Consider the following 24,407-nt stretch of genomic DNA (forward strand, 5'->3'; position numbering starts at 1 on the left):
CCAAGGCCTCCTAAAATCCAAATTTACTTTCCAGCTCTAATCCGCCTTCATCACCCTTCACCGTACGGCTCAGATTCAAGCGGATGTTAATCAGCCCGCTGGCACAAGTAGCCTCGGTTCCACAGATCCGCCCGTCAGCAGACGTGGCCTCAATGACCGAGCCGCTTAAGTCCGCCTGGATGTCGTAAGGATTAGCAGCGTCACTTACCGACAGGGGATCAACCTGTCCTATGCTCAAGCTCCCGCCTGCGATCTCAATCCGGCGCTGCTGTAAAGTACTGCCCTCTCCTTTTTGAAGAAGAATACCGCTGCGGTCCTGAATATCTACAATCGTGTCCGGCGCAAAGGTGTACAGCTCCGTCATGACAGCCGACATAATGATGTCGCCTTCTTCGCGCAGCGAGTTCTCAAGGGAGATCCGGTTGTACTGGTTGAAGCCCATGATCGTGACGGTTGAAATGAGCCCCGCTACGAGGGAAAATACAGCAATGGCAGCAATGAGCTCAATGACGGTGAAGCCATGCTGGCGCCGCCACAGGTCAACGAATTTTCTCATCCGATATGTATCCCTCCACAATGGTTTCTACCATACTGCCCTTCGGTCCACCCGGTCCTGTCACCTTCACCTGCAGCGGCAGCAGATACTGAGACATCTGGACCTTCCGTTCCTCTGTACTTTCCTCGGTACCTGGCACCTTGCCCTGCTTCATCTCTTCATGCAGCTCTTCCTGATACATAATTTCCAGCTCATACTGGATATTATTGACGACCGGATTCAGCACCTCTGGCAGCACCTCGGGGTTCAGGAACACACCGGTGTAGGCGCATTGCTGCGTACTGCTGCAGCGGCTTCCCTGGATGGAAGGCGCCAAGCCGCTCTGCTGCTCCTGCAGGAGCAAGTCCTTAATACTTGCAAAATTCTGCTTCTCCATATAAAAAAGCGCGTTCCTCGCCAGATTGACCATCACGGTCCGGTTCTGGTTGGACTTCGAGTAGGATAACGCATTCGTAAAATATGACGTTAGTACCAGAGAGATGATCGACAAGATGACGATCGCAGCCAGTACCTCAAGCAGGCTAAAGCCCTGCTCCTTCTGAAACGCCTTCTTCATCAAGCCTCCGCTCCCTTCACCGCGCTTTCATATTTGCACCGTTCATGATCTATTATTCCTACCTATTATATTCCTTGATTTGGCAGGGGGCAAGAAGAAACCTGTCTGATATCAGGAGGTTTATAGACCAGATGCCTCCTTCGATACGCATATGCTATGATCATAGCAGGATCACTTAACACAGCACATAAAGGAGTGTTTATATGGCACTGATGCAATGTCATTTTTTCTCTGAAACGCTGGGACTAAGCACCTCCATGCATGCCATTATTCCTCAAAATACGACCACCGGACAGATCGGCATGGAGAGCCGGGCTGCTTCCCGGCGCCATCCTGTGCTTTTTCTGCTGCATGGACTATCCGATGACGACTCCATCTGGCTTCGCCGCACCTCCATTGAGCGCTACGCCGCTTCCTTGGGTCTTGCTGTGATCATGCCGCAGGTGCACCGCAGCTTCTATACGGATATGGAGTATGGCGGCAAGTACTGGACGTTTATCAGTGAGGAGCTGCCGGCACTTGCCCGCTCCTTCTTTCCGCTGTCGGAACGCCGTGAGGACACCTTCGTCGCCGGCCTGTCGATGGGCGGCTACGGTGCCTTCAAGCTGGGTCTGCGCAGACCGGATCTGTTCGCGGCCGCCGCCAGCCTCTCTGGCGCGCTCGATATTTCCGGGCACTTTGTGAGTGAGGGCATTGAGGAGGATCGGAGGCTCATCTGGGGTGAGCGCCCCGTAGCCGGCAGTGACGATGATCTGCTGGCGCTGCTTCAATCGTTAGAGTCCACCGAGGGGCCTAAGCCGAAGCTGTATCAATACTGCGGCACCGAGGATTTCCTCTACCAGAATAACCTTACGTTTCTGGCAGCCTGCCGCCAAACCTCGCTGGAGCTGACCTATGAGGAAGGGCCCGGCGGACACGATTGGGGGCTCTGGGATCAGTACATCCAGAACGTGCTGAACTGGCTGCCCCTATCTCAGCCATCCTGAGCATGATTTGCGCGCGCGGCGGGGCAGATCGGGTGTCACGACCTCTTGAACCGCCAAAAGGCCGCTTCCCAGGATCACTAAATCCGAAGGAAACGGCCTTTTATCGTTATCCGAACTATCAGGAATGCTGCTCAATCCACTCGGCAGCTTTTGCAAGAGTCGCCTCGGCGCGGCCGATCGCGGCCTCAACCTGTACCGATGCGGTCCCTCCGTACACGTTCCGCGCATCCACCACCGTCTCCGGCTGAAGCACCTCGTAAATGCTGTCATCAAACAGCGGCGAGAACTGCTGGAACTCTTCCAGCTTCAGGTCCAGCAGGAACTTGTCGTTCTGAATGCAGTACAGCACCGTTTTGCCGATAACCTCATGCGCCTGGCGGAAAGGCAGACCTTTGCCAACCAGGAAGTCAGCAATGTCGGTCGCGTTGGAGAAGTCGGTGTTGACGGCTTCGCGCATGCGGCCCTTGTTCACCTTCATGGTCGCAATCATCGGAGCGAACAGCTGCAGCGCTCCCTCCAGCGTAGCCACGGTATCAAACATGCCTTCCTTGTCCTCCTGCATATCCTTGTTGTACGCAAGAGGCAGGGATTTCAGCACCGTAAGCAGCCCCATCAGGTTGCCGTAAACCCGGCCGGTCTTGCCCCGCACCAATTCAGGCACGTCCGGGTTCTTCTTCTGCGGCATGATGCTGCTGCCGGTACAAAACGCATCATCCAGCTCCACGAAGTTAAACTCCGTGCTGCTCCACAGCACCAGCTCCTCGCTGAGACGGGATAAATGCATCATAATCATGGAGGCGCCGGACAGGAATTCCAGAATGAAATCCCGGTCACTAACGGCATCCAGGCTGTTCTCATACACCCCGTCAAACCCGAGCTGCTCGGCTACAAAGTGGCGGTCAATCGGGAACGTCGTGCCTGCCAGCGCTCCTGCGCCCAGCGGAAGAATATTAATCCGCTTGTAGCTGTCGATCAGGCGGTCGATATCACGCTGAAACATGGATACGTAAGCCATCAGATGATGGGCGAACAGGATGGGCTGCGCCCGCTGAAGATGAGTATAGCCTGGGATGATCGTATCGAGATTGCTCTTGGCCTGTCCAATCAGCGCCGTTTGCAGCTCGTACAGCATCCCTGTCAAAGCAACGACCCGGTTGCGCAAGTACAAATGCATGTCGGTCGCCACCTGGTCATTCCGGCTGCGTCCCGTATGCAGCTTCCCGCCGACGGCTCCTACCTCCTGGATCAGGTTCTTCTCAATATTCATGTGAATGTCCTCATCCGACACCGAGAACTCCACTTCACCCTTGCGGATCTTCTCCAGCACCTTGTTCAGGCCTGCCTTAATACTTTCTACATCCTCTTGCGGCACAATCCCGCATCGGCCGAGCATAGTGACATGAGCCAGACTGCCCTGAATGTCCTCCTCCGCCAGCTGCTGATCAAACCCGATGGATGCGGTATACTGCTCCACCAGGGCATTCGTCTGCTTCGTAAAACGGCCTCCCCATAACTTGCTCACACTGCTGCCCCTCTCTCGTTAAGGCAGAGGGCCGTCTCCAGCGCCCGCCTTCTCCTCTCAGGCCAGCCTGAGAAAAGAAGAGGTTCTTGCTTGAAACGGCCTTCGCCTGGTTTTGGTTATATTGCTGCTGCCGGTCACGCCGGATGGCAGGCTTTAGTTGTTCTGGCTAACGCCGGATGCGACCTTCAAGCGCAGTGCGTTCAAGCGGATAAAGCCAGTCGCATCGCCTTGGTCATAGGCCTGTGTCGGATCGGCTTCCATGGTAGCGATATCCGGGTTGTACAGGCTTACCGGGCTCTTGACGCCCGCAGAAATCACATTGCCTTTATACAGCTTCACGCGCACGGTGCCGCTGACGTTCTTCTGACTCTCCGTCACCAGCGCCTGCAGTGCTTCACGCTCCGGTGCGAACCAGAAGCCATTGTACACCAGGGTGCTGTAGCGGGTAATCAGGCTGTCGCGCAGGTTCATGACCTCACGGTCCATCGTGATAGACTCGATCTTGCGGTGAGCCGTGAACAGAATGCTGCCGCCCGGAGTCTCATAGACGCCGCGGCTCTTCATGCCTACAAAGCGGTTCTCTACCATGTCTACGCGGCCAATGCCATGCTTGCCGCCGAGCTCGTTCAGCTTCTCCATCACCTGCAGCGGGTTCATGGATTCTCCGTTGAGCGCTACGCAGTTACCTTGCTCAAACTCCAGCTCCAGATATTCCGCTTGATCCGGCGCATCCTCCGGCGACACACTGAGCAGGTACATATCCTTGCTCTCGTCCGCGCTGGCGTCGAACCAAGGATCCTCCAGCACGCCACTTTCGTAGCTGATATGCAGCAGATTGCGGTCCATCGAATACGATTTCGCTGCGGATGCCGTTACCGGAATGCCATGCTCCTCCGCATAAGCGATCATCTCGGCGCGGCCCGGGAACTGATTGCGGAACTCCTCCAGACGCCAAGGTGCAATCACCTCGATATCCGGTGCCAGTCCGGCCACACCCAGCTCAAAGCGCACCTGGTCATTGCCTTTGCCGGTAGCGCCATGGGCAATAGCAGTTGCGCCTTCAGCGCGCGCAATATCCACCATCCGCTTCGCGATCAGCGGACGGGCAATGCTTGTGCCCAGCAGGTATTGTCCTTCATAAAGAGCCCCGGACTGAAACATCGGATAGATGAAATCCTGAGCAAATTCCTCGCGCAGATCGTCGATGTACACTTTAGAAGCTCCCGTAGCGAGCGCTTTTTCCTCCAGGCCGTCGAGCTCTTCCTTTTGCCCGATGTCTGCCGTAAAGGCGATAATTTCTGCATCATAGGTTTCTTTCAGCCATTTCAAAATAATGGAGGTATCCAGCCCGCCAGAGTAGGCGAGCACAATTTTAGGTTTTGCCATGAATTTAACGTCCTCTCTTGCCGGGCGCAGATGTTATGCCTGTCATACCCGGATTTCTATAGGTTGGTTTCGCGGGAATTAATCCGCCATCAGCGCGGCCATCAATGCTTTTTGTGCATGCAGACGGTTCTCCGCCTGGTCAAAAATCACCGAGTTGCCGCCGTCAATTACGCCCTCGCTAACCTCTTCGCCGCGGTGCGCCGGCAGGCAGTGCAGGAACAGATAGTCCGGCTTCGCCGCCTTGACCAGCTCCTCATTCACCTGATAGTCGGCAAAAGCCGCCTCACGCTGCTTCTGCTCCTCTTCAAAGCCCATGCTGGCCCAAACATCCGTATAGATGACATCCGCATCCTGCGCCGCTTCCAGGGGATGATGAGTGATCGTAATTTGTCCTCCGGTTTCCTGCGCGATGCTCTTGCTCAGTTCCACAATACGCTCATCCGGCGCATACCCTTCAGGGCTCGCAACAGCGACATGCATGCCCATCTTGGCACCGCCGATCAGCAGCGAGTGGGCCATGTTGTTGCCATCGCCGATATACGTCATTTTGAGACCAGCGAGCTTGCCCTTGTGCTCCAGAATCGTCTGCAGATCTGCCAGCACCTGACAAGGGTGAGCGGCATCGCTCAAGCCGTTGATGACCGGAATGGAGGCGTAGCGCGCCAGATTGACCACATTGTCATGACCGAAGGTCCGGATCATGATGCCGTCCAGATAACGGGACATCACCTGCGCCGTATCGCTGATCGGCTCACCGCGTCCCAGCTGGATGTCATTCTTGCTGAGGAACAAGGCGTGTCCGCCCAGCTGGAACATGCCAGCTTCAAACGAAACCCGTGTCCGTGTGGACGATTTCTCAAAAATCAATCCGATCGTCTTTCCCTTCAGCGGCTCAAACACTTCACCGTTCTTCTGCTTGCGCTTCAGCTCGATGGCGAAATCCAGTAAATACTGAATTTCCTCCGGGGTATAGTCGTCGAGCTCGATCATATCGCGCCCTTTTAACGTCATGGGCTGTACCTGTCCGTTCACGCTCATGCAGCTGCCTCCTTCTCTGCTTCCTTTAGCTTTATAGTCTATTGTAACATGACATGCCCCAGGCTGCCCCTGTTACAAGGATTTTACCGCGGTGTGCTCTTGAATCAGCTCTGCTAAGAGGCTGACCGCCTGATCAATCTCTTCCTTGCTTACAAGCAGATTAGGCAGCAGGCGGATCACATTCGGTCCTGCCGTTACGAACAGCAGGCCCCGGCGCTGACCTTCCAGCACAATCTCTCCTACTGCGTCCGCACATTCAATCCCGATCAGCAGCCCCTTGCCGCGAATATCTGTAACAAAAGAGTGTCCGCCCAGCTCCTCATGAAGCCGCGCTACGAGATATTGTCCGCTTTCAGCTGCGCGCTGCGGCACGTTCTCCTCCACCATCGTCTCGAGGGTAGCCTGCACCACCGCCATGGACATCGGCGTTCCGCCGAAGGTTGAGCCGTGGCTGCCGGCAGCAAAAGCTTCACGCAAATATCCTTTGCCCAGCATGGCACCGACCGGGAAGCCCGAGCCCAGGCCCTTGGCCGAGGTAAAAATATCAGGCTGCAGTCCGTAATGCTCATGCGCGAACAGCTTGCCCGTACGCCCCATGCCCGTCTGCACCTCATCGACGATGAGCAGCAGGCCGTGCTTCTGGCAAAGCTCCTGAATGGCTTTAATGAAAGCCGGATCAACCGGATACACGCCGCCCTCCGCCTGAACCATCTCAATCATGATGGCAGCAGTGGAGGAGGTGATGGCGCTCTCGAGCGCTTTTACATCATGCAAAGGAACCGTCTTGAAGCCGGCTGGCAGCGGAAGGAAGCCTTCCTTCACCTTGTCCTGTCCGGTTGCGGTCAGGGTGGCGAGGGTTCTGCCATGGAAGGACTGGGTAAAGGTGATGATCTCGAAACGCCCGTTGCCCAGCACCTTTTGATGATACCGGCGTGCCAGCTTGATGGCCGCTTCGTTCGCCTCGGCTCCGCTGTTGCAGAAGAACACCGCGTCTGCACAGGTATGCTGCGTCAGCAGCGCTGCCGCCTTCTCCTGTCCCGGAATGTGGAACAGGTTCGACACATGCCACAGCTCATCGAGCTGAGCCTTCAGCTTCTCCTTCACCTGCTTCGGAGCATGGCCGAGGTTTGTGACCGCCAGGCCGCACATAAAGTCGAGATATTTATTCCCTTGATCATCCCACAGCCAGCTTCCTTCACCCTTGACCAGGCTGATCGGGTATCTTGCATACGTCGGAAAAAGCGGGCTTAATCCCACCTCTCCTTGCTGTGCTGCTTGTGGCTGCTGTTCCTTGGCCATGCTTGTCACGCTCCTTATCCCATCTTGGTTTTATTTAGGCTGAACGATACGCGTACCGATCTCTTCGCCGGACAATACCCGGCTCAAAATTCCCGGCACACTGCCGTCCACAATGACGACCTCTTGAACCTGACCGTGAATGCAGCTGACCGCTGCCTTCACCTTCGGAATCATGCCGCCGTATATTTCGCCAGATGCAATCATCTCATCAATCTCCTGAACCGTAACCGCCGGGAGTACGGCCTTGCCGCTGCCGCTGTCCTTCATGATTCCAGGGACATCCGTCACGACAATCATTCGGGCTGCTCCGAGAAAAGAGGCGACGGCCCCTGCGGCTGTGTCGGCGTTAATGTTATACCGCTGTCCGGACTCATCCACCCCGATTGGGGCAATGACCGGCATATAGCCCAGGTCCAGAATACCGGAGATGATGTTGGACCGGACCTCGGTAACCTCACCGACAAATCCGACCTCCGCGCTGTTGTCTACCGGCCTTGCCTGAATGAGGCCGCCGTCCGAGCCTGACAGTCCCAGCGCCCTGCCGCCTGCCGCCTGTATGCGCCGCACAATCTGCTTGTTAATGCTTCCGGCCAGCACCATTTCAACCACGTCCAGAACGTCCTCCGTCGTTCTGCGCAGTCCGTTGACGAACTCTGTCTCAATGCCGAGCCGCTCCAGGTTCCCCGAGATGGCAGGACCCCCGCCATGCACGATGACCGGCTGGTTCCCCTGCTCCTGCAGCAACCTTAAGTCCTCAAAAAAATTGTCCGGAAGCGCAGCCAGCGTACTGCCGCCGCACTTCATGACAAAGCTTGCCGGCTGGCGCTGCGGGGCCCCGCTTCCTGTAATGCTATCCATGTGCTGTCCTCCCTTGCCTGTGATGCAGGTGAATGGTCATAAATTCTGATGTTTATGGTGGATTAGGTGCGGTAAGCCGCGTTAATTCGTACATAATCATAAGTCAAATCGCAGCCCCAAGCGACGGCTGAGCCGCTGCCGGTATGCAGATGGACATCAATGTGAATGGTATCGCCCTGCAAATAAGCAAGGGCGGCCTCTTCGTCAAAAGGAAGCGGCCTGGACTGCTCCAGCACGGCAATCGGGCCGATGGCAATGTCCACCGTCTCCGGATTGACCGGACGTCCGGCCCGGCCGACTGCCGCAATAATGCGTCCCCAGTTGGCATCGGCGCCGAACATGGCGGATTTCACCAGACTGGATCCGATGATCGTCTTCGCAATGGCCTGGGCGTCGCTGTCGCATTCCGCGCCGGCAACACGCACCTCGATCAGGCGGTTTGCTCCTTCACCGTCGCGGGCGATGGCTTTCGCCAGCACCTGACAGACGTAGCCGAAGCCCGCCGCGAAAGCTTCCCAATCCGGGTGCTGCGGCGTCAACGTGTCGTTGTCCGCAAGGCCGCTCGCCATGGCAACCAGCATGTCGTTCGTGCTTGTATCTCCATCGACGGTAATCATATTAAAGGTCAGATCCGTGGTGCTGCGCAGCAGCTGCTGCAGCGCATCGGGCGAAATTGTGGCATCGGTCGTCATGAAGCCCAGCATGGTGGCCATGTTGGGATGAATCATACCCGATCCCTTCGCGGCACCGGCAATCGTTACGGTTTTTCCGCCGACCTGAACAGCGACGCAGGCTTCTTTTTTGACCAGATCCGTTGTCAGAATCGCCTGGCTGAACGCCTCTGCGCCTTCGGCCGCAGGATGGATCTGCTCCGGCAGGGCTGCGATGCCGCTCTCGACACGATCCATTTTGAGCAGCTCTCCGATGACTCCGGTCGAGGCTACAGCGACATCCTCCTCCGCCAGATCAAACCGGGCTGCCGTCAAAGCGCGCATGCGGTATGCATCCTCTTCCCCCTGCTTGCCTGTGCAGGCGTTGGCATTCCCGCTGTTTACAATTACCGCGCGCAGACTTCCATTCACAAGGCTTTCCCGCGTTACCTTCAGCGGTGCCGCCTGAAAGGCATTCGTCGTATACACTGCCGCCGATACGGCCGGCACGTCGCAGAGCACCAGCCCCAGATCGTTGCGCTCGGTTTTTTTCAATCCGCAATGCAGGCCGCCAGCCCGAAACCCCTGTGGCGTAACTATGCTTCCGTCCTCAACTACCGTGTACAGCTTCTCTCCCATATGCGCGCCTCTGCCTTACGGATACACCGGTGTAAACGCAAGACCGAGGCTTTCCTCCCATCCCATCATCAGATTCAGGTTCTGGATCGCCTGGCCTGCCGCGCCCTTCACCACATTATCAATTACCGATATGACTGTGACTCTTCCGGTTCTTTCATCCACTGCAAAGCCGATATCGCAAAAATTGGAGCCGCTCACTTCCTTCGTCGAAGGCCAAATGCCCTGACTGCGAACACGGACGAACGGGCGGTCCTTGTAGTACTCCCGGTACAGCTGTATAAAATCCTCTTCCGAGTAATGACCCCGCAGCGGTGCGTACATCGTGCTCATGATGCCCCTCGTCATCGGGACCAGATGGGTGGTGAACGTCACCGTTACCTCCTGTCCGGATTCCTGGGAGAGTACCTGCTCGATCTCCGGAATATGCTGATGCTTATTCACCTTATACGCCTTGAAGTTCTCGTTGATTTCCGCATAATGGGTCGTCAGGCTCGTGCCGCGGCCCGCACCCGACACTCCCGACTTGGCATCAATAATGATGCCGGAGTGATCAATCCAGCCTGCCTTCAGCGCCGGGATCAGGCCCAGCAGCGTGGCGGTAGGGTAGCAGCCGGGGTTTGAGATGAAATCCACCTCCCGCACCTGCTCGCCATAAATTTCGCAAAGACCGTAGACCGCTGATGCAAGCACGTCAGCATCGGGAGCGTCATGCTTATACCACTTTTCGTATGCTGCGCCGTCTTTGAGCCGGAAGTCGCCGGACAGGTCGACCACCTTAAGGCCCGCCTCCAGCAGCTGAGGCACCAGCTTTGCGCTGACTCCTGACGGCGTAGCTGTAAACACCAGGTCCGCCCTCTCTGCCATCTCTGCCGGGTCTACACCGTCCAGGTTGCGCTTGATTATATTCGTCAAATGCGGAAAGCCGTCCGAGATCGGCACCCCGGAACTGGACGAGGAGATCACCGAGGTGATCTCCACGTTCGGATGGTGCTGAAGAAGCCGGATCAGCTCCACGCCCCCGTATCCGGTTGAACCGACAATTGCGACTCTGATATGCTGCTCTGCCATCTTGAATTCATCCTCTCCCGTTGACACCTGTATCGTACAGCGGCTTGCTGACACGAAGGTGCCTATACTTTATCCGTCTCATAAATATGTATTATTATACGACTGTATTCATATTAATACAACCGGGAAGTTGCTGGCATGATGCTCCACCTGCGTACATCTCTGCCTAGCATTCGTGTATGAATCCCCCAGCCATTATGTTCCATTATAGACCCTATTCGCCCTGAGATTAAAGAGGTTCTCTAAAATTCGCTCTCCCGGCAGCAGAATTTCTGCCTCACCTTGGACTCCATAAAAAAAGCAGCGCAGAGGGCCTCCCTCCACACTGCTGCGGCGATGCTTACTTGATCATTTCTTGAGCCTGCTGTGCGGCCTGGCTCATGCCTTCTGCGATCGTCTCGCTGTCCTGGGTGAGCGTCTCGATCGAGGCACTCATCTGCTCCAGGCTGGCTGAGGTCTCTTCAATAATGGAGGCCAGCTCTCCGGTCGCAGATTCAATCTCGGCCGACTGCCCCATCACTTGCCGGGATAACTCGGTGAAATGAACCAGATTCTCGTCCAGATGAGCCAGCGTCCGTGACGCTTTATCGAGATAGGCAGACACCTCCTGGGAGGCCTCCAGATTCCGGGCAATATTCCGGCCGCTGTCGTTCATTCGCTCCATCGTATTAGCACTGCCTTGATTGAGCCTCATCAGATTGGCGGTAATTTGCTCCGTCGTCCGGGAAGTCAGCTCTGACAGCTTGCGGATTTCTCCCGCCACCACAGCGAAGCCGCTTCCTGCATCACCGGCTCTCGCGGCCTCGATAGAAGCGTTCAAGGCCAGCAGCTGGGTCTGCTGGGTAATGTTACGGATGGAGTCGGTTAATTCATTCGTTTCATCCAGTACATTCGCCACATCCTCAAACGAGGTATTCATCTCTTGGATATTAAGGTTCAAGCGGCTCAGGTCTGAGGCCAGCTGGTCCATTTTGCTTCGGCCTTCCTTCGCTTCTTCATTAATCTCAGCCGACTCGCTTTTCAGCTGAATCGAGGTATCCCATAGACTCTGCATTCCCTGCTTCGTTTCAGCCGCGTGCTGGGCAATATCGGAAATCTGCTGCGACTGACTCTGGCCGCCCCGGGACATTTCATCGACCGCAGACGCCATCTCGCGCTGGGCTGTCTTGTGCTGCTGAATCCGCTCATTCATTCCCTGAATGCTCACCGTAATCTTCGTTACAGCATTCTCCAGCTCACTCTTCTCCCTTGAACGCGCTGCCGCCTCTTCAGACGTACGGGCAAGCAGCTCTGATATTTGCTTGAACTGGCCGTCCGAGATACGAATGATGACGATCATCATCATGCCCATCAGGAGATACAACAAGATCGCGAAGGTGTACAGCTGCACGATGCCTTCCTCTGACGACAAGATGGAATTCATAACCATATTGATCAAGCCCGCTATAAATCCGGTCAGAAACCATTTCAGCCGAAGCTGCATCGCCGAGAATACCAATAAGAAATAAATGATCAGAATGACGGCGATTGAGGAGCCATCCATCCAGTTTCCGATTGCCGTGAAGATGTACGCCAGAATAATAGCGGTGAGCGGAAAGGCGTACGGTTTCTTCAGCGCATAACTGCATATCAAATAAGACAGCACGATGCAAGCTAGTGCAACACCATAGACAACGGCCAAGCGTCTGCCTCCAGACAGCAGGTACAAGGAGGTTACCGCAATCAGTGTGATTCCCATGGCAATCACCATCATTCTGTTCTTACTAGATGTATCCTTTAGCTTCATTTGCTCTATGACATCCATCTTGACTGACTCCCTCTTTCTCTTTTGTAAACTAAAATGTGTATTAACTTTATATATCGACAGTGCTTGCAGAAATGAATAGGGGAATCTACAAAAATATTCCGCCTCTTCCGCACCCTATCTCCTTTTGAAGATGAAGTTATGTAAGCGTTCTACTTATGGGATGCTAAAAAAGCTTTCCCCCTCGCCCAGCGGCAACACGTCCACAGGCAGGGAGAAAGCGGTGAAATGCCGGGCTGGAACTTGGCGCCAGCCTCTGTGCATGCCCGAAAATTATTTTATTTCATTTTGAACCCTTCGCCCAGCACCTCATGCGCGTTGCTGATAATGACAAACGCCTGCGGATCAACCGCTTGAACGACGGTCTTCAGCCTTGGAATTTCATTCTGTCCTACAACGACCATTAGCACCGTGCGATGCTCCCCTGTATATCCGCCCTCGGCGGTCAGCTTGGTCAAGCCGCGGTCCAGATCCTCCAGAATGGCTCGTGTGATGGAGTCGGTGTGGTCGGAGATGATATAAGCCACTTTGGTGAAGTTAAAGCCCATCTCCACCGTGTCGATGACCTTTCCGGTCACATAAAGTCCGATCAGGGCATACAGCGCCTGCTCCAGAGACAGCACCCAGGCCGCGGATAGAATGACAATGCCGTCCAGCAGCACGACACTGAAGGAGAAGCTAAGCCCCGTATACTTCTGCACGAGCTGAGCAAGAATTGTCAGTCCGCCGGTGGAGCCCCGACCCCGATAGACGAGTCCCAGGCCGATTCCGACCCCGATCCCGCCGTAGATCGCTGCCAGCAGCGGATTTCCCGTAGGCGCCGCCCAGTCCTGCGTCAGGTAGACGAACAGAGGCAGAATGATGCTGCCTAGCAGGGAACGCAGGCCATACTCCCGACCCAGCAGCAAAAAGCCGAGCAGGAACAGCGGAATATTCATGCCCCACTGCGTATACGCCGGCTGAATCCCCAGCCATTCCTGAGCCAGGATAGACAGTCCTGCTACCCCACCCGATGCAATGCCGTTCGGCAGAAAAAACAAATTGAACGACAGGGCCATCATCAATGACCCTGCCGTCATAAAAATCAGGTCCGCCGCCCGGCGAACCGGTCCGTTCACCGGAATCCACGGCTCTCGCCGGCGGCGGCGGTGAGAAGATGACATCAGAGATTGTTCGCTCCTTTACTTCACGTCCTGCTTGATCTGACTGCGTAAATACCCGTCAATAAACAGATTCAGATCGCCGTCCATGACGGCGCCTACATTGCCCGTCTCTACCTGGGTGCGATGATCCTTAACCATGCTGTACGGATGGAAGACATAAGAACGGATCTGGCTGCCCCACGCAATATCCGACTGCTCGCCGCGGATCTCAGCCAGATGCTGCTGCTGCTCTTCGATTTTGCGCTCATACAGCTTGGAGCGAAGCATCGTCATCGCCCGCTCGCGGTTCTTGATCTGGGAGCGCTCGTTCTGACAGGTGACGACTACACCCGTCGGAATGTGCGTAATCCTTACGGCCGAGTCTGTGGTGTTAATATGCTGTCCACCAGCGCCGCTCGCCCGGTACGTATCAATCTTGAGATCCTCGGTGCGAATCTCCACTTCCACATCGTCCGTAATCTCCGGAACCACGTCACAGGAGACAAAGGATGTATGGCGACGACCCGAGGAGTCGAACGGCGAGATCCGGACGAGACGGTGCACGCCTTTTTCCGCCTTCAGGTAGCCGTAAGCATTGAAGCCCTTGATCAGCAGCGTCACACTCTTGATGCCCGCTTCATCTCCGGGCAGATAGTCCAGCGTCTCCACCTTGAAGCCGCTCTTCTCCGCCCAGCGGGTGTACATGCGAAGCAGCATCTGGCCCCAGTCCTGTGACTCTGTACCGCCGGCGCCGGGATGCAGCTCCAGAATCGCGTTCATTTTGTCATAAGGCTGGTTCAACAGCAGCTGCAGCTCGAACTCTTCCAGGCGCTTGACAAGCTCCTCTACGGACTGCCCTAGCTCGCCGACAAGCTCATCGTCGCCCTCTTCATCAGCCAGCTCGATCATGACGACCATGTCGTCGTAATCCTGCTGCAGCTTCTCGTATTTATCGACCGAGGATTTCACCGCGTTCATCTCCGCGATAACCCCCTGCGCTTTCTCATTATCGTCCCAGAAATCGGGCGCGGCCATTTTCTCTTCAAAGTTCTCAATCAATTCCTGCTTGAGATCTAAGTCAAAGAGACCCCCTAAGGTTGGTAAGTTTCTTGCTGATTTCGCGAAGGTCTTGCTTGATGCTTGGATCGATCATCATATCTCGTCCTTTCTTGGTTAGCACTTCTCTTTATTATACCCTGACCGCCAGGAAAAACGTTCCTCAAACGCTAAACATCACGGTGCACATAAACTCCCTCAAGCAGCGGGCAGGAACAGCACCGGACCTAACGGTCAGAGTGATGCTCCATAGCTCGTACTCAAGGGAGTTTGGGAAAAGGACTGCACTCACGGCAGCCCGATATTTATACAATTATGCGTTCAGCCCATGGCAGTTCTTATACTTCTTGCCGCTGCCGCATGGACAAGGCTCATTCCGCCCTGCTTCGTCCTTAACTTGTACCGGACGCTTCTGGGCAGGCTCGCCGTTTGTGGACACCTTGCTCTCCTCCACAACCGCTTGACGCTCCTGATTGGACTGGATCTGTGCCTTCATAATGTAGGTAGAAACCTCTTCCTGGATCGTAGCAATCATGGTGTTGAACATTTCAAAGCCTTCGAACTGGTATTCGCGAAGCGGATCTGTACCGCCATAGGCGCGAAGATGAATACCTTGACGCAACTGGTCCATCGCATCAATATGGTCCATCCACTTGCTGTCCACAGCCCGCAGCACGATGACCTTCTCGAACTCACGGACAAGCTCGGTACCGATGGATTCCTCACGCTCGGCATATTTCTTCATCACACGCTCGAAGAGATATTCGGAAATCTCGTTCATTTCCTTGCCCCACAGCTCGTCCCGGGTTACGGCGCCTTCTTCCAGCAGCTTGCTGTTAACGTATTCCGCAACCTCCTCCAGCTCCCAGTTCTCTGGAATGTCATCCGCACAGTGTGCCTCAACGACCCGGTCGATCACCGGCTTGATCATGTCCAGCACGATCTGCTTAATGTCTCCGGACTCCAGAATTTCACGGCGCTGCTTGTAGATAATCTCGCGCTGCTGGTTCATCACATCATCATACTGCAGAACGACCTTCCGCAGGTCAAAGTTATTGCCCTCAACGCGCTTCTGCGCGGACTCGACCGCCCGGGTAATCATGCGGCTCTCAATCGGCTGATCTTCCTCGAAGCCGAGACGCTCCATCATATTCAGCACGTTATCCGTACCGAAGCGCTTCATAAGCTCATCGCCCAGCGACAGGTAGAACTGGGTGGAGCCGGGATCGCCTTGACGTCCGGCACGACCGCGAAGCTGATTATCAATCCGGCGGGATTCATGGCGCTCGGTGCCGATAATGTGCAGACCGCCAATATCCTGTACGCCTTCACCCAGCAGGATGTCCGTACCGCGGCCCGCCATGTTGGTGGCAATCGTCACCGCTCCCGGCTGTCCCGCACGGGAGATAATCTCTGCTTCCTCCGCATGGTATTTCGCGTTCAGCACCTTATGCTTGACGCCCTTGCGCTTCAGCATGTCTGACAGGCGCTCGGAGTTCTCGATGGATACCGTACCGACAAGGATCGGCTGATTGTTCTTGTGGCGCTCCACAATCTCTTCCACAACCGCCTTGAACTTGCCGTCTACACTCTTGTAGACCACATCCGGCTTGTCCACGCGCTGGTTCGGACGATTCGTCGGCACCTGCAGCACTTCCAGGCCATAGATTTTCTTGAATTCCTCTTCCTCTGTCTTCGCCGTACCGGTCATGCCGGCCAGCTTGCGGTACATCCGGAAGTAGTTCTGGAACGTAATCGTAGCGAGCGTCATGCTTTCGTTCTGGACCTCGATGCCTTCCTTCGCCTCGATCGCCTGGTGCAGCCCGTCGCTGTAGCGGCGGCCGGCCATCAGGCGGCCTGTGAACTCATCGACGATCACGACTTCATCTTCTGTCACGACATAATCTACATCGCGGCGCATAATGACGTTAGCTTTCAGCGCTTGTACAATATGATGATTCAACGTCACATGGTTGTGATCGTACAGGTTATCAATGCCGAAGGCGCGCTCCGCCTTGGCGACCCCTTTTTCGGTGAGAGATACAGCCTTGACCTTGATATCGACCGTGAAGTCCTCTTCTGCCTCCAGGCGCTTAACGAAACGGTCTGCGGCATAATAGAGCTCTGTCGATTTCTGGGCCTGGCCAGAAATGATGAGCGGCGTCCGGGCTTCATCGACGAGAATGGAGTCCACCTCATCAATGATGCAGAAATGAAGAGGACGCTGAACCATCTGTTCCTTATACAGGACCATGTTGTCGCGCAGGTAATCGAAGCCGAACTCATTGTTCGTGCCGTACGTAATGTCGCAGGCATACGCCTCCTGCTTCTGGGTATGCTCCATCCCGCTCAAGTTGACTCCAACTGTCATGCCCAGGTAGTTGTAAATCTGCGCCATCTCTTCGCTGTCCCGTGTTGCCAGATAATCGTTGACGGTAACCACGTGAACACCTTTGCCACTCAGCGCGTTCAAATAGACCGGAAGGGTGCCGACCAGCGTCTTGCCCTCACCCGTCTTCATCTCGGCAATGCGGCCTTCGTGAAGAGCCATGCCTCCGAGAAGCTGTACATTATAATGGCGTTTGCCCAGGGTTCGTCTGGACGCTTCGCGCACGGTCGCAAAGGCTTCCGGCAGCAGCTCGTCCAGTGCAGCTCCCTTCTCCAAGCGCTCGCGAAACTCTACCGTCTTGGCTTGTAGCTGCTCGTCCGAGAGTGCCTGAAACTCAGGCTCCATATTATTAATCACATCGACTGTTTTCATCAGACGCTTGACATCACGCTCGTTGGTGTCGCCGAAGATCTTCTTGACAAGTCCTAGCATGGTTTACCCCTTTCGTGCAAAACGAATATAATCAAACCGATTTCATACTCACGATCAAAGGGCTGTCTGGATGAAATCGATCAGTTGAAGCTCAATATCCTCAATAAATAGTGATAATCCTGCCATGCAGGGACCAGCCCTCTTCCGCAGGATAAACGTTATATGAATTGTAACAGTTTGTAAGAGATGCCGCAACACAAAGAGAGACTTCCGGGCTCACATTAAAGAGCCCTGCCGCGATCCAGCGGCAGGGCTCCCCTTACATTTACGTTGCATGTTTCATCATTGTCCTGTACCGAGCAGCGCCCCATCCTGGATGGTTTAACCGGTCGTCACGAAAATGAGCCTTTTCAGGTAAGATCAAGGTCATTCAGCGCAAGATTCGGTCCTGCGTTACACCTGCCAGAGGATCTCAGGATAAGAATCCCGCTTCCTGCAGCCGCTGACTGCTAGTCCCGCTCAATGAGGCCGTACTTACCGTCATCCCGCTTGTACACGACATTCACTTGCTGTGATTCAATATTAGTAAAGACAAAGAAATCATGGCCAATCATGTTCATCTGCAAGATCGCTTCCTCCACGTCCATCGGCTTCATCGTAAACCGCTTGGTACGCACCACTTCCAGATCATCATCATCGGTTTCTTCCGGCTGATCCAGCGCAACCACACCGGCTGCCGAGCCATTCTCCACGAAGAGCGTCTTCAGACTGCCCTCTTGGCGGAACTTGCGGTTCAGCTTGGTCTTGTGCTTACGGATCTGACGTTCCAGCTTGTCCACTACCGCGTCAATGGAAGCATACATATCGTCGCTTCGGTCCTCTGCACGGAGCATTACGCCCGGCAAGGGAATGGTCACCTCCACGGTGTGCAATCCCCGGATCACGTTCAACGTGACATAACCTTCCGAGGTGGGGGGTGCATCGAAATACTTTTCGAGTCTGCTGAGCTTCTTGTCAACATAGTCCTTCAAGGCGTCGGTCACTTCAATTTGTTGTCCTCGAATACTGAATTGCATAGGGCACTCCTCCTTTGCTCCTTCATTATAGCACTTTGTTATGGGGATGTAAAAAGAAGCTTTTTGTCACCACCATAGTCACCATAAGTCCATAAAAAAGACCCCGGATTCTCCAGGGTCTTCTCGCTACGAATCTTTAATTGTTAACCATCGAACCATTATATGTAGGTCGGCCAAGCCGAGATGATTATAATTTGATTACGTTAGCTGCTTGCGGTCCACGCGCGCCTTCAACGATTTCAAACTCCACGTCTTGTCCTTCTTCGAGGGTCTTGAAACCTTCGGTTTGGATTGCGGAGAAATGTACGAATACGTCGCCGCCTTCTTCTGTCTCAATGAAGCCATAACCCTTCTCAGCGTTGAACCATTTAACTTTACCTTGCATGCACTAACATTCCCTTCATCATCAAATAAAGTGTGGCACCCTGTCCACATTTTCGACTATACCACCGGGTCACTTGCGTTGTCAACGCAGCGGCAATTGAAGCAGAAATCGAAAATGAAAAGGCTGTCATGGAGTTTTTACCCGCTTTGGAAGGGGGTGAAACAGGGGACTAGTAGACCGCATCATATTTATTTATTTGCAGCTCACATATCTCTCTGAGATCCTCAGGCTTAGGATAGGAAGCTGTGCACATGCATCATGATTCACTCGTACGGACAGCTCGAATCGCCTCTTCGATCACCCAATGCGCCGGCGTTTGCCCCAGCAATCCCTTTCGTACATTTTCCACAGCCAGCTGCGCCATTCTCTTGCGTTTACGGATTGAGGCACTAATAATGTGGGAAAGAGCCACGACATTACTGAGCGTTAATAACGGGTGATTGAGGGAGACGGTCTCGTGCTCGAACACATCGAGCCCTGCTCCACAGATCGTGCCGTTCGGAAGCGCGTGATATAAGGCTTCTTCATCAGAATGCCACCGAGATCCGTATTAATTAGGGCTTGCTGAACGATTCTTTATCCAGCCTTCAGAGCTAGGCGTCCACGAGACTGCATCGTGAAAATGAGGAAAAAAAGAACGCGGAGCCTACGTTCCAAGTTCATCACCAGAAGCTGTAGCGTAATCACCGATTCACTTGTCTTTGCAAGGCGTGCGCGAATACAGCCAAGCCCATACTTGCGCTTGCCTTCTCCAAACTTGCCTTCAATCGCGTTTCGTTCGCCGGTGTCCTGTTTGAGAACTTGCTTTTCTTCGCTTGTCGGTCCATTTTTCGGCTTGCGCCCCAATGCTGGTCCACGGAGTCGGATTCCATGTTGCTTGCAGAAGCTCCGTTTTTCCCGCGTGCGATAGATTTGATCGGCTTGGACGACAGCCGGATAGAATCCCATACGCTTGCGGTACTTCTCGATCACGTCAATAAGCGTCGTGCTCTCGTTGAAGTTATCCCAAGACAGCCGATCCAGGAACGCATAGCCTTTGGTCATGCTTACTGCGATCTTGGCTCCGAACTCGACGCGTGCCTTGGCTTTCCCTCGTACAATCGGCCGGATATGCGGCTGATGAATGCTGACGATCCGATCTTCCATCTGGTGAGAACGTGCATTGTACATGTGTAACTGCTGACGGTAAAGTTCATGAATGACCAGCAAGTCTCGGTAGGCTTTGCGGCTAAGCAGCGTGAGCTCCTGCAACTCGGCTTGTTCGGCGATGATGGCAAGGTTCTGTCCAACGTAACCGAGCTGAAGTCTGATGGCTCTGCGAATCACTTTCGGTCCCGACCTGCGTTGCTTGGAGACGGCAAGAAATGGTTTGCGCGCCTTTTCCCGGTACGTACGTGGTTTCGCCGTTTGTCCGATGAACGGTTCATGCAACGTATCGATGATCGCTTCGAGCTTCTCCCGCGCTTCATTCAGCAGGTTCAGATCTGTGGGATATGATACATCCGCTGGCGCGCAAGTGGCATCTACCAGTATGGTCCCTTGATTTTGCAAAGCTGTCGCTTCTGATGCTGTCGATACCAGATGCGCTTCAGAAACAGACGTTGTCGCTTCAGGACTCTCTGGCATTGCGGCCGTCTGGGGTGGTCCTGCTTTTGACGATTCATCCGACGCCTCCACAAACATCGTTTGCTGTTCGTCTTGAACGGCAGGGACTTCCTTCTTTGAGCGCTTTACTTTTCCTTGACCACCGCCGCTTGCGTCATTGCTGTCATCATCGTCTTTTGTTTCCTGCGCGCCCGTGGAGGCGACGAGCTCGTTCAGTTCAGCCAGCACTTCCGTCAAGCGCTTTCGGAAATGCGTCATCATGGAATGATGGAACGGCTGCTTCATCGCGAATCCGGGCAGAGCGATGAAGTATTGCATATAGGGATTTTCACGAATCGATTCCATGGTTTCTCTGTCCGTCAACTGCATACGCTCTTGAATGATTAATGCACCAAGCCCCATCCGCAAACGGATCGTTTGTTGACCGCGGAGCGTGTCTTTGAAAAACTGTCCGTACTTTTTCTCGGCTTCCGCCCAAGGCACCAATCGCGCCAACTGAACCCGGCGATTTTTTTCGTTCAGTTTCCCTCCGAAAGGAGAAAGAAATCGCCTGGCATGATCCATTGATTTTCGAGATACGCGGTCGGTTTGAACACTTCCATCACTCCATCTGCAAAGTTTTTGCTGTACTTTCGATGCATTCCTTTGCATATGAATTCGACACAAAGCACCAAAAGCCCTTGTTGTTATGCGGTTTTTAGCGATTTTATGAGCGTTCAGCAAGCCCTAATTACAATCGCTGTAGACTCCATCATTCCAAGCTCCTGTTCGCCGTTCAAATGATGCGTTTCGTGGGTATAAGGATCTAGGATACACACGTAATCCGTTTGCTCCAGCAGTGCATTCAACTCCGCATATTCCACGCCCGCCCCTCGCAGCTGATCCTCTAGTACGGCGCGCGGTACAGGCCTGTCCTGATCGAACACATCTCAATTTCACATACAGCTCGCAGCGGAGCAATAACCGTTTGTCCAGAACGATGGCGGTTTTCTTGTCTCCCTCATTGCAACCGCTCCCAAAGAAAGATTAAAATTCTTATATCCACATCTTCCATCTCAGAAAAAAAATGAAGCAGGGATCCTTTAAAGGGTCCTTGCTTCATCACTCACTCAATTATAAGTGTAACTTAACGTATTGCTTCCTGTACCCTGATTGTTGAACACTTGCACTTGTACCGTTTCACCAGCAACACCTGGGGGGATTTTTACTTGAATGAAGCTCCCATAATTCCCAGTTACGGTCCCTTTCGTAGATCCAAAATAAATTGTTGTATTTGGAGTGAAGTTCCTGCCATAAATATAGTTCGTTCCACCTCCTGCAGCTTTGCCACTAGTATAGGTCATACTTGTAAGAACTGGAGCTGGAGCTAGAACTGGAGCCTCATACATTAGATTTGCCGTAGTAGTTTGGCCGTTAGCCAAGGTCAATACCACAGAAACCTCTCCAACATTCGGTAAAATCGGAGCGATGAAGCTAAAAGTTTTGTCGTTTGTATAAGAGGAGATCGGGACGTTTACCCCGCCAACTGTTACAGTCATTGTTCTTTCGAAGTACTCTCCACTTACATATACTGTTCCCCCTTTATTGTTGACCACTTTATTTGGGGTCAAACCAGTAATCTTAGGTTGAACAGGAACGTATGTATAACCTTGAGGTAAAGTACCCATCCCGCCATCTGTATTAGTAACAACAATGTCAACAGCACCAACAACTGAAGAAGCAGGTACAATAATAGATGCACTACTGGAATTAGTGATTTGGCTTACTCTACCTCTAACTCCACCAAAATCAATTGTCATTCCTGATTTGAAATTGCTTCCTTGAATATAGGCTACTTCTCCACCAATAACATTACCCGTATTAGGAGTAATAGACGTGATCATGATTGGATCAGGAATCGGTGTAAAGTAATTAAATGCCGATGCCAAGGTTGCTGATTGCCCATCAGGTAAAATCACACTTACATCAACAAGTCCGTCAGCACTGCCAGCAGGAGCAGTTACCATTAATGATGTTCCGGCGGTGTTCAATATGACGGTTGCCTCATGGGTCCCAAAAAATACTTTAGTCCCGTTAACTAAATTAGATCCATTAATATATACTGATGTGCCACCTGCCAGCACCCCTTCTTTTGGTGTAATTGAAGCGATGGAAGGCGGGTTTAATTTAGGAGGTTCTTCATAAGTAAATGCTTGCGTTAATACTGCTTCCTGTCCATCCGGATTAACTAACTTTACATCCACAGTTTCTGCGACACTATTTGATGGAGACTTTACTTGAATCTGTTGATGATTGTAATATGTCAGCCCGGTAACCTCATTAGAACCAAAGAAAATCTTCACTTGGGGAGAGATGAGCTTACCGCTAATGTATACGGTGGTCTCACCAGTAGTAGGTCCTTTACTCGGAGTTATTGAAGTGACTTCAAGCTTTGGAACTATCTTTTCCTGATAGATGTATCCGTTCGAGACAACGGTTTGAGTGCCGTCTGGATTGACAAGCTTTACATCCACGGGTCCAGAGTTCTCTGCTAATGGGGCAGTTACTGTTAAGTATGTTGCCGATAAGTTGATATTGACCTTAGCAGCCTTGTCGCCAAAGTAAACCTGAATCCCTTTCATAAAGTAATTGCCGTCAATAACTATAGTATTCCCACCCTCGAATGGTCCTGTATTCGGAGTTATTGAAGTAACAATTGGCTCTGTTTGATATTTATATTCACCTGTTGCCGATTGTTTGTCCGGATTAGCTACACTAATAACAGCTGTTCCCTGGGCCCCTGAAGGAACAGTGACTTGTAATGTTCCAGAATCCACATAATTTACAGCTGCTGCTTTTCCGCCAATAGTAACTGTTGCACCATCAACAAAGTTTTGTCCGATTATAGTTATAGTATTTCCACCATTCGGGTGTCCAAAAGCGGGGTCTACGGACGTGACCACCGGCGCAGGGAGTTTAACTTGTAAATTAGCATTAGGGATACTTTTTGTACGGATTGCTCCGGCGTAATCCTTATATGTTATCTGAGAACCTGAAGCAGCAACATTAAAATTACCTGTTTTTGTTTTGTCTGTAGGACGAATTTTGTAAGTGAAGACTAAGTTTTTATCCTTGAGTTCTTTAAAATTCCATGTTAATACGTTGCCATCGACAACTGGTTTAGGTATGTTATTCTCGTAAGAACCTGGAACAATCTCAAATTGAGACGCAATTTTATCTGTAACCGTCAGATCATATGCACTTGCAATGCCAATTTCCTGAACTATAGCGGCATATATATCCGATAAGCCCTGTGAGCCAAGCACAAAATGGTGGTGGCTTGAGGTTGTTGCCATTTCCTTGAGAAGCAGATTAGGTTTACTTGTGTCTGGATTATCCGTAGAACTTAATAATGCAATTGTGTAAAAAACAATGCCTTGTTCTTTTGCTTCATTTGCTTTTTGAAGGGCATACTCATAGGCATTGCCGGAAGGTTCCGTAGCATCTCCGTCGGTCAATATTACAATGACTGGTTGGGCTTCATCCCTAACATTTTGTAATTCCAACATAGCTTTGTCGATTGCTGCCCCGGTGCCGGTTCCTCCGTTTGAATTAATTCCAGAAATGTAATTTTTCGCAGTCAATGCATCTGTCCCTAACGGAAACAGTCCTACATTACTCTGCGAGCTAAAATCAACAATTCCGACTCGATGAATGTTTAAGTTCATTAAATCAATGAATCCTTTTGCTGCTTCTCTTGCATTTGCCATCTTATTTTCGGATGTCATACTTCCAGACTTATCTATAACTAGAATAACATCATTAGGTTTAACGATATTCACAGGAGGTGTTCCTTGAATGTTAAGTGATACTTCCGCCTCCCCTTCAGTTATAATTGAAGTCGGATTTACAGTACGATTCACATTCACATAATCAGCGGCTGCCGCGTTTGCTTTCGGGACATATCCCTCTCCGGTGAACATCAATAAAAAGAAAATCATTAAAATTGATATTTGTTTGAGTTTGTCCATATTCATGCCT

19 protein-coding genes and 1 pseudogene are annotated in these 24,407 nt (G+C 52.7%); 1 reads left to right on the forward strand and 19 read right to left on the reverse strand.

The window, feature by feature from the left end:
• Positions 1 to 10 precede the first annotated feature (10 nt).
• Entirely contained in the window at positions 11 to 556 is a 546-nt protein-coding gene (locus JJQ72_RS12645; RefSeq protein WP_138227234.1) for a type II secretion system protein, read from the reverse strand.
• Positions 540 to 1,112, reverse strand: coding sequence for a type IV pilus modification PilV family protein (locus tag JJQ72_RS12650; RefSeq protein WP_138227235.1), 573 nt, complete (start codon positions 1,110 to 1,112; stop codon positions 540 to 542). Before JJQ72_RS12650 ends, JJQ72_RS12645 begins: the two co-directional genes overlap by 17 nt.
• Positions 1,113 to 1,315: 203 nt before the next feature.
• Here JJQ72_RS12650 and JJQ72_RS12655 point away from each other — a divergent pair, with 203 nt between their 5' ends.
• A complete protein-coding gene (locus tag JJQ72_RS12655) occupies positions 1,316 to 2,098 on the forward strand; it encodes an alpha/beta hydrolase (RefSeq protein ID WP_208203907.1) in 783 nt (260 codons plus the stop codon).
• A 118-nt stretch (positions 2,099 to 2,216) separates the two neighbouring features.
• Here JJQ72_RS12655 and argH read toward each other — a convergent pair whose 3' ends face one another.
• The 17 genes and pseudogenes from argH to JJQ72_RS12740 all read right to left on the reverse strand — a co-directional run bounded on the left by argH (position 2,217) and on the right by JJQ72_RS12740 (position 24,403).
• Entirely contained in the window at positions 2,217 to 3,620 is a 1,404-nt protein-coding gene (gene argH, locus JJQ72_RS12660; protein ID WP_208203908.1) for an argininosuccinate lyase, read from the reverse strand.
• 153 nt (positions 3,621 to 3,773) lie between these two features.
• Entirely contained in the window at positions 3,774 to 5,006 is a 1,233-nt protein-coding gene (locus JJQ72_RS12665) for an argininosuccinate synthase (RefSeq protein ID WP_138227238.1), read from the reverse strand.
• Between the two features lie 78 nt (positions 5,007 to 5,084).
• Positions 5,085 to 6,044 carry an ornithine carbamoyltransferase gene (gene argF / locus JJQ72_RS12670; RefSeq protein WP_138227239.1) on the reverse strand — a complete coding sequence of 320 codons (960 nt, stop codon included), beginning with the start codon at positions 6,042 to 6,044 and terminating at the stop codon, positions 5,085 to 5,087.
• Between the two features lie 72 nt (positions 6,045 to 6,116).
• Positions 6,117 to 7,343, reverse strand: a complete 1,227-nt coding sequence (locus JJQ72_RS12675) for an acetylornithine transaminase (RefSeq protein ID WP_208203909.1) — start codon at positions 7,341 to 7,343, stop codon at positions 6,117 to 6,119.
• Positions 7,344 to 7,373: 30 nt separating this feature from the next.
• Positions 7,374 to 8,201, reverse strand: coding sequence for an acetylglutamate kinase (gene argB / locus JJQ72_RS12680; protein WP_208203910.1), 828 nt, complete (start codon positions 8,199 to 8,201; stop codon positions 7,374 to 7,376).
• 62 nt (positions 8,202 to 8,263) lie between these two features.
• The gene (argJ, locus tag JJQ72_RS12685) at positions 8,264 to 9,490 is read right to left on the reverse strand and encodes a bifunctional glutamate N-acetyltransferase/amino-acid acetyltransferase ArgJ (RefSeq protein WP_208203911.1); all 1,227 of its coding nucleotides are present in this window, start codon (positions 9,488 to 9,490) and stop codon (positions 8,264 to 8,266) included.
• A 15-nt stretch (positions 9,491 to 9,505) separates the two neighbouring features.
• Complete coding sequence (gene argC / locus JJQ72_RS12690; RefSeq protein ID WP_208203912.1) at positions 9,506 to 10,558, reverse strand: N-acetyl-gamma-glutamyl-phosphate reductase; 1,053 nt, start codon at positions 10,556 to 10,558, stop codon at positions 9,506 to 9,508.
• A 340-nt stretch (positions 10,559 to 10,898) separates the two neighbouring features.
• Positions 10,899 to 12,362 carry a methyl-accepting chemotaxis protein gene (locus tag JJQ72_RS12695; RefSeq protein WP_208203913.1) on the reverse strand — a complete coding sequence of 488 codons (1,464 nt, stop codon included), beginning with the start codon at positions 12,360 to 12,362 and terminating at the stop codon, positions 10,899 to 10,901.
• Positions 12,363 to 12,640: 278 nt separating this feature from the next.
• The gene (locus JJQ72_RS12700) at positions 12,641 to 13,525 is read right to left on the reverse strand and encodes a YitT family protein (protein WP_138227245.1); all 885 of its coding nucleotides are present in this window, start codon (positions 13,523 to 13,525) and stop codon (positions 12,641 to 12,643) included.
• Positions 13,526 to 13,543: 18 nt separating this feature from the next.
• Positions 13,544 to 14,657, reverse strand: a protein-coding gene (gene prfB, locus JJQ72_RS12705) for a peptide chain release factor 2 (protein WP_243896073.1) whose coding sequence is annotated in 2 segments (ribosomal slippage) — positions 13,544 to 14,584 and positions 14,586 to 14,657 — 1,113 coding nt in all. Because the reading frame shifts where the segments join, the coding sequence is not laid out codon by codon here.
• A 216-nt stretch (positions 14,658 to 14,873) separates the two neighbouring features.
• The gene (gene secA / locus JJQ72_RS12710) at positions 14,874 to 17,381 is read right to left on the reverse strand and encodes a preprotein translocase subunit SecA (RefSeq protein WP_208203914.1); all 2,508 of its coding nucleotides are present in this window, start codon (positions 17,379 to 17,381) and stop codon (positions 14,874 to 14,876) included.
• Between the two features lie 449 nt (positions 17,382 to 17,830).
• On the reverse strand, positions 17,831 to 18,397 hold the full coding sequence (gene hpf, locus JJQ72_RS12715; RefSeq protein ID WP_138227248.1) for a ribosome hibernation-promoting factor, HPF/YfiA family: 567 nt from the start codon (positions 18,395 to 18,397) through the stop codon (positions 17,831 to 17,833).
• A gap of 187 nt (positions 18,398 to 18,584) precedes the next feature.
• The gene (locus JJQ72_RS12720; RefSeq protein WP_138227249.1) at positions 18,585 to 18,782 is read right to left on the reverse strand and encodes a cold shock domain-containing protein; all 198 of its coding nucleotides are present in this window, start codon (positions 18,780 to 18,782) and stop codon (positions 18,585 to 18,587) included.
• Between the two features lie 256 nt (positions 18,783 to 19,038).
• Complete coding sequence (locus JJQ72_RS12725) at positions 19,039 to 19,272, reverse strand: hypothetical protein (protein WP_347880750.1); 234 nt, start codon at positions 19,270 to 19,272, stop codon at positions 19,039 to 19,041.
• Between the two features lie 86 nt (positions 19,273 to 19,358).
• Positions 19,359 to 20,983 (reverse strand): annotated as a pseudogene (locus JJQ72_RS12730) (transposase).
• 120 nt (positions 20,984 to 21,103) lie between these two features.
• Complete coding sequence (locus JJQ72_RS20545; protein WP_208203915.1) at positions 21,104 to 21,313, reverse strand: NAD(P)-dependent oxidoreductase; 210 nt, start codon at positions 21,311 to 21,313, stop codon at positions 21,104 to 21,106.
• Positions 21,314 to 21,496: 183 nt separating this feature from the next.
• Entirely contained in the window at positions 21,497 to 24,403 is a 2,907-nt protein-coding gene (locus JJQ72_RS12740) for an IPT/TIG domain-containing protein (RefSeq protein WP_243896066.1), read from the reverse strand.
• Between the last annotated feature and the right edge of the window lie 4 nt (positions 24,404 to 24,407).

Source organism: Paenibacillus sp. F411 (genome assembly GCF_017582705.1).
Lineage (GTDB): Bacteria > Bacillota > Bacilli > Paenibacillales > Paenibacillaceae > Paenibacillus_AQ > Paenibacillus_AQ algicola.